Annotated in this window: 13 protein-coding genes; 6 read left to right on the forward strand and 7 right to left on the reverse strand. The window is 58.4% G+C overall.

Translation table 11 applies throughout. The features are described 5' to 3' along the window. Positions 1 to 66 precede the first annotated feature (66 nt). From I6G90_RS04990 to I6G90_RS05005, 4 genes are all read right to left on the reverse strand, one after another. Positions 67 to 2,043: a Lon protease family protein gene (locus I6G90_RS04990; RefSeq protein ID WP_042062374.1), complete on the reverse strand. Its 1,977-nt coding sequence runs from the start codon at positions 2,041 to 2,043 to the stop codon at positions 67 to 69. Between the two features lie 241 nt (positions 2,044 to 2,284). After that, positions 2,285 to 3,384, reverse strand: a protein-coding gene (locus tag I6G90_RS04995; protein ID WP_408628322.1) for an IS3 family transposase whose coding sequence is annotated in 2 segments (ribosomal slippage) — positions 2,285 to 3,087 and positions 3,087 to 3,384 — 1,101 coding nt in all. Because the reading frame shifts where the segments join, the coding sequence is not laid out codon by codon here. Further along, positions 3,381 to 5,222, reverse strand: a complete 1,842-nt coding sequence (locus I6G90_RS05000) for an ATP-binding protein (protein WP_197930017.1) — start codon at positions 5,220 to 5,222, stop codon at positions 3,381 to 3,383. The genes I6G90_RS04995 and I6G90_RS05000 overlap by 4 nt, the downstream gene beginning before the upstream one ends. 8 nt (positions 5,223 to 5,230) lie before the next feature. After that, positions 5,231 to 5,722, reverse strand: a complete 492-nt coding sequence (locus tag I6G90_RS05005) for a molybdopterin-dependent oxidoreductase (RefSeq protein ID WP_111806853.1) — start codon at positions 5,720 to 5,722, stop codon at positions 5,231 to 5,233. Between the two features lie 175 nt (positions 5,723 to 5,897). On the opposite strand from I6G90_RS05005, the gene I6G90_RS05010 reads away from it, so the two are divergent. From I6G90_RS05010 to I6G90_RS05035, 6 genes are all read left to right on the forward strand, one after another. After that, positions 5,898 to 6,413 (forward strand): STAS domain-containing protein, encoded by a 516-nt coding sequence (locus tag I6G90_RS05010; RefSeq protein WP_232254410.1) that lies wholly within the window; start codon positions 5,898 to 5,900, stop codon positions 6,411 to 6,413. Beyond that, positions 6,410 to 6,826, forward strand: a complete 417-nt coding sequence (locus I6G90_RS05015) for a hypothetical protein (protein ID WP_139442702.1) — start codon at positions 6,410 to 6,412, stop codon at positions 6,824 to 6,826. The genes I6G90_RS05010 and I6G90_RS05015 overlap by 4 nt, the downstream gene beginning before the upstream one ends. Positions 6,827 to 6,844: 18 nt before the next feature. Then, positions 6,845 to 8,950: an SLBB domain-containing protein gene (locus tag I6G90_RS05020; RefSeq protein ID WP_111806857.1), complete on the forward strand. Its 2,106-nt coding sequence runs from the start codon at positions 6,845 to 6,847 to the stop codon at positions 8,948 to 8,950. 1 nt (position 8,951) lies between these two features. Next, on the forward strand, positions 8,952 to 9,620 hold the full coding sequence (locus tag I6G90_RS05025; RefSeq protein ID WP_069553942.1) for a P-loop NTPase family protein: 669 nt from the start codon (positions 8,952 to 8,954) through the stop codon (positions 9,618 to 9,620). Positions 9,621 to 9,643: 23 nt separating this feature from the next. Beyond that, positions 9,644 to 11,134 (forward strand): SpoIIE family protein phosphatase, encoded by a 1,491-nt coding sequence (locus I6G90_RS05030; protein ID WP_197930019.1) that lies wholly within the window; start codon positions 9,644 to 9,646, stop codon positions 11,132 to 11,134. 80 nt (positions 11,135 to 11,214) lie between these two features. After that, positions 11,215 to 12,216 carry a glycosyltransferase family 4 protein gene (locus I6G90_RS05035; RefSeq protein ID WP_197930021.1) on the forward strand — a complete coding sequence of 334 codons (1,002 nt, stop codon included), beginning with the start codon at positions 11,215 to 11,217 and terminating at the stop codon, positions 12,214 to 12,216. Between the two features lie 288 nt (positions 12,217 to 12,504). Here the strand turns inward: I6G90_RS05035 and I6G90_RS05040 are convergent, their stop codons facing one another. Genes I6G90_RS05040 through I6G90_RS05050 form a run of 3 tightly spaced genes read right to left on the reverse strand, consistent with a single transcriptional unit; the run spans position 12,505 to position 15,513 of the window. Next, positions 12,505 to 13,140 carry a sugar transferase gene (locus tag I6G90_RS05040; RefSeq protein ID WP_139405565.1) on the reverse strand — a complete coding sequence of 212 codons (636 nt, stop codon included), beginning with the start codon at positions 13,138 to 13,140 and terminating at the stop codon, positions 12,505 to 12,507. Further along, entirely contained in the window at positions 13,137 to 14,330 is a 1,194-nt protein-coding gene (locus I6G90_RS05045) for a glycosyltransferase family 2 protein (RefSeq protein WP_197930023.1), read from the reverse strand. The genes I6G90_RS05040 and I6G90_RS05045 overlap by 4 nt, the downstream gene beginning before the upstream one ends. A 31-nt stretch (positions 14,331 to 14,361) precedes the next feature. Continuing rightward, entirely contained in the window at positions 14,362 to 15,513 is a 1,152-nt protein-coding gene (locus I6G90_RS05050) for a glycosyltransferase (protein ID WP_197930025.1), read from the reverse strand. Positions 15,514 to 15,587: the final 74 nt, after the last annotated feature.

Raw genomic sequence — 15,587 nt, forward strand, 5'->3', positions numbered from 1 at the left:
TTCAAATGGGTCAAAGCCGGGCCAATTTAGCTTACAGTTGTTCGCTAAACAACTCCGATCACTTCATCAGCGGCCAAACAGGCGCCCCAACAGGGCTCGCAGCAGTCCGACTTTGGCGGTTGAGCCGTTCAACTCGTCCAACCGATCCTGAATACGGCCAAACAGGGTATCGGGCATATCAGGCTCACCGGCGACACAGCCGGTCAGCAACTCGATGGCCTCTTCCACATGATCCACCGGGTGGATGTGGAACTGGCCTGCGGCAACAGCCTCAATCACTTCGTCAGAAAGATTGAGCTGTTGGATGTTGGTCCCCGGCAGAATGATCCCTTGCTTGCCGGTGATGCCGTGGATTTTACACACCCGGAAGAAGCCTTCAATCTTCTCGTTGACGCCACCCACGGCCTGCACATTGCCAAACTGATCGACCGCACCGGTCACCGCAAAGTGCTGATAGATGGGCTGACGGGCGAGAGCAGAGAGCAGGGCACACAAGCCGGTCAGGGAGGCGCTGTCACCATCTATTTCGTGGTAAGACTGCTCGAACACCAGATTGGCCGACAGGGGGGAGGGGTTCTCTGCGCCAAATTTGTTGGAGAGATAGCCGTGGATGATCATCATCGCCTTGGCGTGGATATGACCGGCCAGCTCCGCTTTGCGCTCGATATCCGCCACATCGCCATCGCCGAGGTGGACGGTTGCGGTGAGGCGCACCGGTTCACCGAAGTCATAAGGGTGACCGGAGACCTGAATGACCGACAGGCCGTTGATCTGGCCGATCTCTTCGCCATCGGTCTGCAGCAGGATCTGGCCGTCAATGACGCCCTGATCGGACTGCTCAACTAGATAGTTGAGGCGGTAATCCTGCTCCTCCAGTGCGCCGCGAATATGTTCGTCGGTCACCACCTCGGATCCCAGCTCCCGGGCCAGACTGTCAGACATCCGCATGATGGCGGCAAGCTGCACTTCGGAGAGCGACAGCCACTCCTGATGGTCACAGAGGCGGCTGGCATGACGACAAAGGGCGGCGAGGGCGGCAGGCGTGAAGTCCAGCAGGTTCCAGCGCTGGCGAACCCAGGCCAGATACTGTAAAAATTCCTGCAGATCCTCTTCAATATTGACCTCGGAAACCAGATCGGCGCGCAGGAAGATACGCTCGGACATATCGCGATCCAGCATCTGGAACTCTGCCACGTCGAGTCGGTCACCCACCAGGATCAGCTTGAGCTTGATGGGGGTCGCTTCAGGCGCGAAGAAGGGGGTCAGGGTTTTCCCTTCCTGATAGGCGTTCCAGTCAAGTTCGCCTTTTTGCATGGCATTTTTCAGCTTGAACCAGAGGTGCGGCTGATCCAGCAGCTCGTCCAGTTGCAAAATGAGGTAGCCGCCGTTGGCTTCGCGCAGCAAGCCAGGCTCCAACAGGTGCTGGTTGGCATAGACAGAGCCTTGCTCGGTCTGGTAGTTGATGGAACCAAACAGGGTATCCCAGTTGAGATCGCGGCCATAGATCACCGGCGCTTCCTGCGCTTCGTGATGGATCAGCAGGTTGATCAGTACGGGATGCTGGAACTCCAGCCCCAATGCCACGTGAGCCGCCAGATCGGAGAGAAAATCATCGATCTTCGGATCATTGTTCTGCTTGCGCATGATCCGGGTCACGATGCGCTCGGCGTCGAGATGGTGGCTCAATAGCTTGAGCAGCTCACCAACCATTTCACAGAATTCAACGCCGGTGCCAGGTTGCAGTCGCAGCCAGATAGGTTTGAAGGGGTTGTTCAGATTCTCGGTATAGCAGAGATCAAACAGGTCACCATCCTTGCCATTGGAGTCGGCAATCAGTGTCTGGCAAACGCCTTCATAATCTGCGCCGGGGAACCCGTTGAGCAGCATGACCGGACAGTCACCATCAAAACTGGCGAGACGCTTGATGCCGGAAATGGCTCTGGGCTGCAGCGCAGCAAAGGGGATGGGTTCAAGCTCACTGAGCTTGGGGAACTGTTCAATCGCAAAAGCGGGTTTTAATTGTTCTGATGTTAATTCAGCCACTTAAGACATCCGGTCGAAGATAGGATCAATTGTTGCCATTATACACAGTTCAATTAGTGGTGACAGGAAACAAGATATGCAATTTAACAAGTCTATACTCCAAGGTAGTTCATTGCTTTTTATTCATATAAATCAATTTTTTGTATTTCATGAACTTAAAAGCACTTCATGAATAGAAAGGGGGTGGTAGTCAAATAAATCCGGATGTTAGGTTGGGTCGATTTTCGGATGCTGCTGGCAGTTAGCTATCAGTCCGCTTTGCTTCCCGCAGGCTAATGTATCTCATCAGGCGGGAGCCACTCTGACTCAGGCTTCTGAACAATCGCTCCATCGGTGCGTTATCCCAGCAATTACCACGGCGACTCATGCTCTGGGTCATGCGATAACGCCACAGTCGTTGCCTAAATGCCCGGCTGCCATATTGGCTGCCCTGGTCAGAGTGAAACAGCACGCCAGATGGGCAACCCCGTTGCTGATAGGCCATCACAAGTGCTTTGATGGCCAGCTCGGCATCTGCTTTATCTGACATCGCCCAGCCCACAACCCGCCGGGTATGCAGGTCGAGCACTGCGGCCAGGTAATGCCAGCGGCCACCTACCCAGACGTAAGTGATATCGCCACACCACACCTGATTGGGTTGCTGAGCATCAAATTCGCGGGCCAGCAGATTGGGAATATCCGGTCGTTCAGACCGTGCCACCTTATAACGGTGTGCGCCCGGCTGTTTGGATGCCAGCCCGGCTTCTTTCATCAGGTTACGTACTTTGAATCGACCAATCTGATACCCCAACTCCCGCATCATCGACATCAAGGCGCGGCTGCCTGCCGAGTTCCTGCTCTCTTTGAACAACCGGCGCAACTCGCTGCGTTGCTGTATCCGCTCACGGTTAATCGTCCGCTTGCGAGCCAGATAGTCGTAAAAACAGGATGTTGGAACATCGAAAGCGCAGCAGACCAGGGTGATGGGGGCTTGCTCTCTTAATTGGTCTATCAGCGCGTACGTGTGAACTCGTCCGTCATCAAGGGAGCCGTAGCCTTTTTTAGAATGTCCTTTTCGCGCTCGAGCCGATGGATGCGGGCTTCCAGCTCCTGGATTTTCTTCTGCTCAGGAGTCAGCGCTTTGCTGATAGGCGTGGTGCCGGTTCGTTCGGATTGCAGTTGCCGAACCCAGCGACGAAGCACGGTTTCACCGACATCCAGTGAACGGCTTGCTTCGGGGACAGAATATCCCTGGTCGAGCACCAGGGATGCGGCTTCGAGTTTGAATTGGGCAGTAAACGAGATGATTAGACCACTACAAAGAGGCGTAGCAGAAGGGACAGTTGACCTCCTCTCACCTATGCACCATGGGTATTGCACTTATTATCTGAACTCACGTAGTTATGTCTTATTAACTCGTTAGACATGCTTTTATTTATTTCATTGAGAAGCGTTTCTTTATTTATAGGTTTGGTGATATATCCATTCATACCATGGGACAGATAGTATTGCTTGGATTCCGGCATCGCATCGGCGGTCAGCGCGATAATGGGAATGGTTGCCCAGGGCTGTGAGGAGGTGCGTATTTTGGTGGTGGCGACAAGGCCATCCATCACTGGCATCTGGACATCCATCAACACCAGATCAAATTCTGTGTGACCCAGTTTCTCCAGCGCCTCTTCTCCCTGAACGGCCAGTGTGACGTGATGGCCCACAGAGTCGAGCATGGCGCCGATCACTTTGCGGTTGGTGGCATTGTCATCAACCAGCAAGATGCGATAGCTCTCCTGATCCAGCGGCTTGGACGGCAGGCAAACAATCGAGGGTGTCGTGGCTCTGGTTGGCCAGATATAGGTAAAGGTACTGCCATGTCCTTCGCTGCTCTCTACCGAGATATCGCCGCCCATCAGGCGTGCGAGGTTACGGGATATTTCAAGCCCCAGGCCCGAACCACCATATTGGCGGGTGATAGAGACATCCGCCTGGGCGAAACGTTGAAACAGGTTCTTTAGCTGACTTTTGCTCATGCCGATCCCGGTGTCCTGAATCGAGATGCGTATCGAGTGGCGATCCTGTTCCAACAGGGTGCTATCAACGCAAATATTGACTTCCCCCTGATGGGTGAACTTGATGGCGTTGCTCACCAGATTGAAGAGGATCTGGCGCACTCTCAGCGGGTCGATCATCAACCACTCCGGCGTATCGGGGGCAAGAATCAGGGTCAGTTTGATACCTTTTGCATCGCAGTTGCTCTGCATCAGGGCTCGGATATCCTCCAGCAGCTGGGGCAAGTGATGGGGGGCCAGTTGCAGCTCGATCTTGCCCTCTTCCAGTTTGGATACATCCAGAATATCGTTGAGCAGACCGAGCAGATGGTTTGCCGATTCCCGCGCCGTCTCCAGATAGTCTCGCTCCCTCGGGTCCATATCCCGGTCGGCCAGCAGTGAGAGCATGCCGAGAATGCCATTCATGGGGGTGCGGATCTCATGGCTCATGTTGGCCAAAAAGCTGCTTTTTGCTCTTGTACCAGCCTCTGCAGCCTTATTTGCCCGCAGCAGTTTGTCATTGAGTTGCTGCATCAGCTTGTGCTGCAGGAACGAGATATTCATTTGCCGCCAGATCAGCAGGGCGAGCACAAAGAGCAGCGAAAATTGCAGAGTCGCGATGAGTGTTGTCGTGATGATCTGCTCCCTCACGCTGTCGCGGCGGGCCACATCAAACAGGGTCGCCTGCTGGTTCACCTCCAGGGTCAGCTGATGCAGCAGGGGGAGCAGCGAGGCGAGCTGTTGGCGCAGCTCCTGATGGGCCAGCGTATCCAGCGGTTTGGTGGCATCCGGGCCGAGCCAGATATCCGCCAGAGAGATGTAGGAGCGAATGGCTTTGCTTGCCTGCTGGTAGATCTCTGTTTGCTGAAGCAGGCTGCGATCCTTACTCTCCAGCACCAGATCCATGCGGCTGACCAGAATATCGTATCTGAGTTGAAACGCCGGTTGTGACTCATGAAGCAGCGAGCTCTGAAAACGCAGCGCTTCGTTATAGAGCTGGAAATAGTTCCACATCACGTTGTCTTCGCCCTGGCTGGTACTGCGTTGCAGATCCTGAAATTGTCGGTACTGGATGGTACCAATACCGACAAAAGCCAGGAGCAGCACACAGAGCACCACAAACAAGAAACGTTGACTGGCCGCCATGGAACGCATGATGGGATCTACTCCACTTTTATCGCACTGATCTGCCAGATAGCTCGACCGTAATAGAGCTTGTTTTGCAGTTCAGGATATTGATCGAATGGATAGACAAGGAACAGCGGCCCTTTGTCGCGTACCGACAGTGGCTTGCCATTCATCGTGCGGGCGAGGATGACCCGATACTGCTCGGCATCGCTTGTCGGCACCTGTACCGAGTAGTCATTTAGCGCGGTAATGGTGAGCTGTTTGCCGGTTGCCCCGACTTTGGCCAACACATCTTGCAGCAGTGGGCCACGAAAGGTCTTGGCTTCGTCATACCAGGGGGTATGAGTTTTGATTTCGTGTACCGGTAATTGATCCAGCATGGCGCTGTCCCACAGGGCCAGAGCCTGATGAGTGGGGCTGCTGATGGCGCCTTCAACCTTCAACACGGCACTGTCAGGGGAAGGGGCTGCGTGTGCTGCGCCGCAAAGGGCTGCCAGCAGTGGTGCAATATAAAGGCCTGCTTTCATGATCTCTCCTTCCTGGAATTAAGGTGGCATGGGTGCCGGGCCAAAAGTGGCCTGTGAGGTGTGTCCAGAGACAAGCAATAATCGGGCCCAGTGCTATGAGCGTGAATTATCAGCGATTGAGTCGGTTATCCGGTTATTTCGGATGAGGTGAATTGCAGTTTGCAACGGTCGGGAGATGTTAATTGCAATTTGGCTACCAAAACGAGGTGTCGGGGCGGACAAACAAGGGGGCAAAGAGCATCATTTGAAGAACAAGCACCGTGGCGCTTCTCGGCATAACATTTGCAAAGTTGTGGATGCCGTGACAGAGCTGAGTCTGAGACTCGACAAGGAGCTAGCGATGGAAAGCATGACTTACACCCTTAATGATACCCAGGTCGTGGTACTGGAAAACGAGTTTGACGCGATGGCCGTCAGTGAGCTCCGCCCGTTGTTTGAAACCCTCTCGACCCATCCCGGAGATATCCTGGCCGATATCAGCGATGTTCACTTTATCGACTCGTCGGGTATCGGAGCCTTGGTATTTCTCTATAAAAGATTGATTATGAACGGGCATCAGATGGCGCTTGTCTGTGGGCCCGGCCAACCTCATGACCTGCTGGAGATGCTGCATATCGACCGGGTGATCCCCTGCCATGAGAGCATCAAAGCCTATATGCGCTCTCGCGGCATGATGGCCGCTGCATCATGAAACGGGTTGGTATCCTGCTCTCGTCCATCCTGCTGTCCGGTTGTGCGCAGTGGCCGCCGGAGGGGTATGGCGGCATGGCGGAGGCAAGACCCACCCGAATTCCGGTCAATGAGGATGAACGGCGGGTCTGGTCTCGTTATGATGAGCGTCAGAAGGAACTCGACTTGCAGCTGACGGAATTAAAGCAAGCGAGTCTGCAGGGGTGTATGCCTGCCGAGTTGAAAAGACTACAATCTCAACGTATTGATATCGAACGGGATATGCACGGACGGCTCTGGTCGGATGTAGCCTGGCGTCAGACCGTGTTGGCACAATCACTACAACAAGTACGTTTGCGGCTGCAACAGACAACAGCGGATGGCTGTCGTGCTGATTGGTCAGGGCTCCCCTTACGCCAATGGGGGCAGACGTAACAGACGAAAAGGATGTCTATGAAACGGGGCGCTCTCGAAGGATTGATCTGTGTTCTCTTGCTGTTGTTCACCTGCCCGTTACTGGCCTCCACCTTGTTGGCTCCCGGCGATCGGTTGGCCATCGTGCAACCCGGTGAGCCTGCTTTTGATCAGCCTTTCCAGATCAACAAGCAGGGGGAGATTGCACTGCCTGAAGTCGGCAACGTCGTGGTGGGGGGGAAGACCCTGGAACAGGCGGATGAGCTGATCCGCACCGCCCTCAAACCTGTTTACAACAACCTCTCTCAATTGACTGTCACCTTGCTGGAGAAGCGGCTGCTGATCAGCGTGATGGGCTATGTCAAAAAACCCGGCAGTTATGATCTGGCGCCCGATGGCAACGTGCAGATGGCCCTCGATGCCGCTGGCGGGCTGGTGCCCGGTGCCCAACTCAACAATATGCAGGTGCGGCGCGGCAGCACGGTCTCGAGTTTCGACTACAAGCGTTATCTCGATACCGGAGATGCCAGCGTCTTGCCGCCATTGCAATCCCTCGATGTGGTGTTCGTACCCGCCTCTCCGTTGATCGGCAACGTGCAGATCGATTTTGATGCGGCGACCCTGGCGGCGGGCGGTGATGGTGATACCGGCAAGGCGATCAAGGTATTTGGCGAGGTCAACAGCCCCGGCGCCTTCAGTTTCAAGAGTGGCAACTCCATCGTGGATCTGCTGATGCGGGCCGGTGGGGTGACCCGCTTTGCCGGGGTGGAGCGGATCCGGGTGATCAATGGTGATGCCCCCGAACTGTTCGACCTCAAAGCCTATCTCGACTCCGGCAACAACAAGCTGCTGCCTAATCTGGCGCCGGGTGCCACCATCTTCGTGCCCAAGGATGAAGAGCAGATAAAACGGGGGGCGCGCACCATCTACATCATGGGCGAGGTGTTCAAACCCGGCGCCTATGAGGGGCGGGAAGGGGACTCCTTCCTCGATATTCTGGCCAATGCCGGTGGCCCGACCCGCTATGCCGAGAGTCGCCAAATCCGTTTGCTGCGCACCGATGGCACGATCGAACCTATCGATCTGCAGGCTTACACCGAAGGCATGAAAAAGGCGCTGCCCCAAGTCAAACCCGGCGACGCGATCTTTGTGCCGGAGAAGACCGACATTAACGAGAAATCCTGGTTAAAAGTGGCGCCCGGACGGGCTGTGATGGTGATGGGGGCGGTGCGGATCCCGGGCCGCTATGAATGGTCTGACGAGATGTCGCTGCTGGATCTGATCGCCCATGCCGGTGGCCCCAACGAGCGGGCCGATATCGCCAAGGTGCAGATCCTGACCGCCGAAGGGGGGCAGGCCACACCGACCCTGTTTGATCTCGACAAGTTCCTCCATCAGGGGGGGGCGCTGGCCAGCCTGCCGAAGATCCGTGCCGGGTTTACCATCATGATCCCCGAGCTGCCCACCGATCCCAGTGACAACAAGTCCCAGTGGGTACGCCAGTCACCGGATAGCTCCATCTATATCTTCGGTCAGGTTGGGGCGCCCGGTCGCTATGCCTTCAATGAGCAGATGGGCTTTATCGACATTCTGTCGGCCGCCGATGGCCCGACTGCGGCGGCGGATCTGCGCAATGTGCGTATCGCCCATCGCAGTGGCAGCACGGCGCGGGTCAGCAAGCTCGACCTTGCCCTCTACTTTGAAACCGGCGATGAAACCTTGCTGCCCAAGGTGTTGCCCGGCGACTCCATCTACCTGCCGGAGAAGAATCGTCCCTGGCTCGACGAGCCCAAGGAGAACACCATTCGGGTGCTGGGGGCCATCGCTCGCCCCGGTCGCTACCGTTTTGACTCCTCCATGACCCTGCTGGATCTGTTGGCCGAGGCGGGAGGCCCAACCAACACCGCCTATATCAAGAAGATTGTGGTGATCAACATGGCCACCAGTGGTCAGGGGGATCAGGCCCGCAGCTTCGATCTCGACGGCTTTGCCAAAGAGCCCGACTTTAGCCAGTTGCCGGTGCTGCGCGCAGGGGACACCGTCTTTATCCCTGACAGCAAGAGCAGCAACTGGGCCATCTTCATGGATGGCATGCGCGACATTCTGACCACGATTTCGGTGGTGGCTCTGGTCGGGACGCTTTGAGATGAGCATCCCCATTCAATATCTGGAGCTCGAATCCCTCTACGCGGCGACGGTCGCCCGGGGGATCCGCTCGCTGGCGGTCACCTCGTCGGAAGGGGGGGAGGGGGTCAGCTCCATCTGCGATGCGCTGGCAAGGCGCTCGGAGGCGGATGGGCTGCGTACCCTGCTGGTGGATCTCAACCTCTATCATCCCGGCCGCGCCACGGCGGTTGCCTGGGGGCCCAATGATGTGCCCGAGCCGGTGGCCAATGGCCGGTCGTTGTCCCTGCTCCCGGCTCCCGGCAAGGATCTGATGGCCTTTCGCAACAAGGATACCTTGCGTCAGCTACTGGTTCGCTGGCTCGAACATTACGATGTGGTGATCTTCGACACCTCGCCGCTCACCGCCCTCAATCGGGGCAATATTCCGGCCGATCAGGTATGCGGTGCCTGTGAAGGGGCGCTGCTGGTGGTGCTGGCCGGGGTGACCCCGACGACCGTGGTGCAAAGCGCGGTGGATAAACTGACCCGTGCCGAGGCCAATCTGATTGGCGCTGTCTATAACGACAAGCTCAACCCGGGGCTGGCCAGCGAGATCCTGCGCGAACTCAACCGGCTGCCCAGTAACCGGGTGACCGAATGGCTCAAGCGCTGGTGCCGACGCAGCGCCTTGCTCAATTTCCGGATCTGATCGCCCGCTGATGGAGGCCCGATATGGATGACTGGTTGCGATCTGCTCCGGCAACCCTGCAGGCGGTGCGCGAACTGCGCAACAGGCTGGCACAGGGGCTCTCCCTGTTTCAGGTTTCCCCAAAGGATCAAGCCAACTGGCTGCTCTGTTTCAGTGAACTGGCCACCAATAGCGTCAAGCATACTGCTCCGTCCGCGACCCAGCTCTGGCTCACCCTGACAGCAGATGAAACGGGCTTGAGTCTGATACTGGAGGATGATGGCGGCCCGCAACCCGGTCTTGCCAGTGCGCCGTTACCCGATGAACTGCAGGAGGGGGGATACGGGCTGGCGCTGGTGCATCAGCTGTTTGCCGAGGTGCACTTCTCTCGCGACGGCGATCGCAATCGTGTGACCCTTCGCCAGCAGGGCCCGGTCAACCAGCTGCCGGTGATCGCGGTGATCGATGATGACAAGGTGATGCGTGCCTTGCTCACCGCCTACCTTCATGAGCACTACCGGGTTGAAAGTTATGCCGACTCCCATGCCGCCCTGCTGGCGCTTGGAAAGCAGCCCCCCGCGCTGGTGCTCTCCGATATCGAGATGGAAGGGATCGATGGCTTTGGGCTGCGCCAGCAGTTGATGAAGGATCCCAAGATGAAGGGGGTGCCCTTTATCTTCCTGACCGGTCATCAGGATCAGTGGACCCAGAGTCGGGCGGGGGCGCTGGGGATCGATGACTTTCTGGTCAAACCCATCACCAAGCAGGACCTGTTGCTGGCGGTTTCGCGGGTGCTGCAACGCTCGGGGCAGCTCAAGTCACAATGGGGCGAGCAGCTGGATCAGCGCATGACCTCGGCGCTGCGCCCGCTATTGCCCACCACCTCGATAGGAGGATACCAGCTGGCCTTGCAAACCCGTGCTGCCACCGTGGGGGGCGGGGACTTTTTGCTGGTCAAGGAGCGGGTGTTGTGGCTCGGGGATGTGATGGGCCACGATGCAGAAGCCAAGTTTTTTGCTCATGCCTATGCCGGTTATCTGCGTGGCTTGCTGACTGCGCACGATCTGGAGCGCGCGCCCGCCCGCTTATTGACCATCTTGTCCAATGCGGTTCACAGTGATCCGCTCCTCGGGGCCACCCTGCTCACCACCCTCTGCATTGAACTCGGCAACGAGGGGCGGGTGCAGTGGGCCAGCGCGGGCCACCCGGCGCCCTGGCTGGTCGGACCCGGTACCATCCGTCAGGTCGGCGTCACCGGCCCCTTGCCAGGTTTGCGTCCGGATCCCCATTTCGTGACCAATGAGCGTCAGCTCAAGCCCGGCGAGATCCTGCTGTTCTGGACCGACGGCCTGCTCGATAGCCGTGATGCCGCAGAGCGCCAGCGTTGGGAGTCGCAGCTCAAGGAGATCTGCCTGACCTCGGGGCCCGGTCTTGAACAGCTGGCTCATCGCATCGCCCGCTGGTTTGATGAACGCATCAATGATGCCGCCCTCGATGACATGACCCTCTTGCTGGTCGCTTGTCCCGGAGCCTGATCCTGCCCCTCTTTGTCTGACTGGCCCGCTCTATGCAACGCCTCATTTCAGGTGGCATGGAGCCACGGGAGGAGGTGCCTATGTTACCCATGCAGCAGATCTGGCTGGCCATCGATGCGCGTCAGGTCGGTGGAATTGAAGTTCACATTATCCATCTGGCCAACGATCTGCTGGCCAGGGGTTTTCGCCCCACCATAGTGCTGGTGAGCAACCACGGCATGACCCCGTTTACGGCCCTGCTCAAACAACAGGGCTTGCCCTATGAGGTGTGCCAAAACAGCCGCGATTTTATGCGCCGTCTGGCCCGTCAGCCTGCCTCAGTGCTGATCCACACCCACGGCTATAAGGCCGGGGTGCTGGGGCGGCTGACGGCCTGGTTCACCGGTAAATCGGTGGTGTCGACCTTTCACAGCGGGGATGACGGGGAAGGCTTGTTGAAGTTTTACAGCTGGTTGGATCGCACTACCGCGCGTTTTGCGAAGTGTATTGCAGTGAGCGAGCCCATCGCTCGCAAATTGCCTGTGCCGAGCACGGTGATCAGCAACTTTGTCCCCATGCCTGCGACGCCGGCTGCGGTGGCTGGCAACCGGATTGCCTTTGTCGGTCGCCTCTCGCCGGAAAAGGGGCCGGAGGCGTTCTGTCAGCTGGCCGCCTTCTGCCCGGAGGGAGCGTTTCATCTCTACGGGGATGGCCCCATGAAAAGCGCCTTGTGGCAGCAGTATGGGGATCGCGTCCAGCTTCATGGTTTCAAGAACATGGCCAATGAGTGGCACAACATCGACCTGCTCTGCATCACTTCCCGCTTTGAAGGGTTGCCGCTGGTGGCCCTTGAGGCGATGGCCCACGGCATACCGGTCTGTACCTTTGCGGTGGGCGGCCTGGTCAACCTGATCGACCATAAATCCAATGGCTGGCTGGTGGAGCCCGGCCATGTGCGGGATATGGCAGAGCTGGTCAACTATTGGCTGCGCAGCGATGAGGTGGTACGCAGCAAAATGAGCCAGGCTGCCCGCAACACCATCGCCCGAGGTTACAGCGTCAACAACCGAGTGACCGATATTCTGGCCGTCTACGGCGCCTGAATCACGGAGAAACCTGTCAAAACGAGTGGCCGCTGGCCACTCGTTTTTTTATGTGTCGGTGTTATGGGGAGCGGGGGGCGGATTGCTTCTGTGATCACGCAATGCTTGGATTTCTGCGGTTGGTCAAGCGGACATCAGACCTGTGGATGGGGCCAGATGATGGCGATCAGATCGCTGACTTCTCTGTGATCACCGCTGATACGCCACAAAGATGCGCCATAAAAAAGGCCATTGCAGTGGCAATGGCCTGATGGGCGTTGAGATGAGGTTGAGGTTGGCGCGGCGGGATTAGCGCCCCTTCTTGCCGACCATGATGGCGATCGTCTTGCCGATGATATGCACATCCTGCACCAGCCAGCGCCAGGGGTGGAGCAGGGCGACCGAGTAGGCCAGATCGAACGCCAGCTTGCTTCGTACATCATCCAGCGACTCGTCGTAGCCCTGATTGACCTGCGCCAGACCGGTGATGCCGGGGGCCACTTCATAGGTGCGTTCGATAAAGAAGGGCACCGCAGCTTCCAGCCGGTTGGCGATCCCGGGTCGCTCCGGGCGGGGGCCGATCAGCGACATCTCCCCCTTGAGCACATTGATAAACTGCGGCAGCTCATCGAGTCTGGTTTTGCGCAGGAAGTCACCGCTGCGGGTGATCCGGCTGTCCCCCTTGCCGCACCAGACCGGCCCGGTGGCCGCCTCGGCGTCGGCGCGCATGGTGCGAAACTTGATCATGAAAAAGAGCTCGGTATGGGTGGCGTGGCTGCGCCCGATCCGCAGCTGACGAAAGAACACCGGCCCCGGGCTGTCGAGCCGGATGGCCAGCATGATCAAAGGCCACAGTGGCAGCGTCAGCAGCAGGCCAAGAGTGGCACCGAGCAGATCCATGCTGCGTTTGACCACCAGGGTCAATCTTGGAATGGGGTGTGTCATACGGCTTTCTCCTGTGACATGAAGCGAATGGGGGCTCGCAGGCAGTAGCGCAGGGTGCCCATGCCGTTGTACCAGTGTCCGAGTACCAGATAGTGGATTTTGCGAAACAGATTGGGCCAAGGGTGCAAGGGGGTCAGCTGGATCAAGATGACCAGCAGATACCCCAGCAGTTGCAGCGCCAGCAGCAGCTGAAACAGCAGGGATTGGGTGGCCAGCGGGATGGCGCAGAGCCACAACAGGGTCAGGCAGAGCGGCATCAACACCCGAAGCCCCTTGCCACTGGCAAAGTTGAAGGCAACCCAGCCGAATTTGGGGTGCAGCAGGGGCAGCAACCGCAGCAACTGCTGGGTGTTGCCAGCCCCGATCCGCTTGCGCCGTGTCGCCTCCAGCGCGGCATCCGAAATTTCCAGCTCCAGTGCGGCGCAGCGATTGTCATAGACCGCCCGATACCCCTTGGCGATGGCCTGCATCGGCAGGATGAAATCGTCGTTGATGGTATCGGCGGCCAGCGGGGTGAGGCACTCCCGGCGCATCATGTAAAACGCCCCGTGGGCACCCAGCATGCCGCCAAGGGCCGACTCGCAGAGCTTGATCTGGCTTTGATACTGCCAATAACTCTCCTCGCCCTGGGAGCCCGGTTGCCAGAAGCGGTAAGCTTCCCCGACCACCCCTACCTTGGGATCGGCAAAATGGGCGACCGCCAGCAGCAGGCTGTCGATGGGCAGCAGGGCCGAGACATCGGTGAGAGCTACCAGATCGCTGTGAACCTGAGTCATGGCCTCGTTGAGCACGGCGACCTTGCCGCGATTGCGGGGGTGATCAAACAGCCTGATCTGCAACTGCTGCAGGGCGGGATCACCGAGCTGGCTCAGCGCAATAGGGTAACTGTTGTCGCTGCAGCCATCGAAGTGCACATGCACCCACAGCTTGTCGGCGGGGTAATCGAGGCTGGCGAGGTTTTGCAGCTTGGCCGCGATGGTCGCCGCCTCGTTATAGACCGGCATCAGCAGGGTGATGGTCGGCAGCGCCTCATCGGCTGCGTCTGCTTTGAATCCCCGAGCCATGGGGCAGGGCGGATTGGCCACCTTGCGTGCCTGCCGACCGCTGAATTTGAGCAGCAGGGGATAGCCGACATGGTGGTAGACCACCAGTACAGCGCACAGCCAGAACACGATCATGATCCACTCCATGGGATGCTCCTCTGGTCATCGGGTCGCTTGATCAGCGGCTGTAAAGCTGCTGATAGGCCTGAGCCATCCGGCTCAAGCTGCTTTGCTGGCACACAAACTCTCGGGTGACGGCACGCAGGCTATGGCACTGCAGCAACCCTTGTGCCAGAAGCTGGGCAAGGCGGCCGGGATCCCGTCCCGACAGGATATGGCCGCTGGCCTGGCAGACGATCTCTCTGGCCGCCCCCACATCGCTCATCACCACCGGCACCCCGCAGGCCTGCGCTTCCAGCACGCAAAGCGGCATCCCCTCCGCCAGCGAGGGGAGGCAGAAAAGATCCAGCCCCTGATAGAAGCGCGGCATGTTTTCGACCAGCCCCAGAAAATGGACCCGATGGGCGATCCCCAGTTGCTGACTCTGTTGTTGCAACGCATTTTGCAAACTGCCGACCCCTGCCAACGCAAGATGCACCTCCTCCGGCAGGGCGCGGATCGCCTCCAGCAGCAAGTTATGCCCCTTGACCGATTCAAGGCGGGCGGCGCAGCCAATCAACTTGACCCCTTGCGGCAATCCCATCTGCTGACGGGCGAGGGCGGCGGCGCCCAGGGCAAAACGCTGCTCATCGATGCCGTTGGGGATCACGGTTGGCGACAGCTGGCCCAGCTTGGCCAGCAGCTGGTTGGCCACCGGCGTGGCATCGGCCACCAGAATGGGTTTGAAGGCGCGCAGCCCCCACAGGGCCAGCGTGCGCTGATGGGGATCATCGAGATACCAGGCATCGTGCTCTGTGTGTACCAGAGTGGACACCCGGGCCAGCCGACTGGCCAGACCGCCATAGAGCATGGGCCCCAGATGGTGGGTATGTACCGCGACGGGCTTGAGTTGGCGCAGCAGTCGGGTGAGCCGCCAGAGGGTCGTAAGCGACCAGCCTGCGGGCTTTTCCAGACAGTGAATATTGCCCGCGAAGGGATGCAGGGCGGGCCATGCCCTTAGCACATCCCCTTTGCGCCCTTCGAGGGAGATGATATGCACCGGCTGCTCGGCAGGGCTCGCCTGCGTGAGGTTGAGCACCATGGTCTCCAGCCCGCCGGGCTGCAGGTGCTGCACGATTTGTACGACAGGTTGCAGGGCAGGTTGCACGATGGGCTTGGCGCTGGCGCTCCCGCGGGGATGGGGTCTGTGCGACGGGGTTGATGACAACATGGTTCGCGCTCCGGCAAGGGAAGGGGTAACACCCCGGATAGCGGGAGAATGCGAATCTTGTACCACTCTTGCGA

Source organism: Aeromonas allosaccharophila, from assembly GCF_016026615.1.
GTDB lineage: Bacteria > Pseudomonadota > Gammaproteobacteria > Enterobacterales > Aeromonadaceae > Aeromonas > Aeromonas allosaccharophila.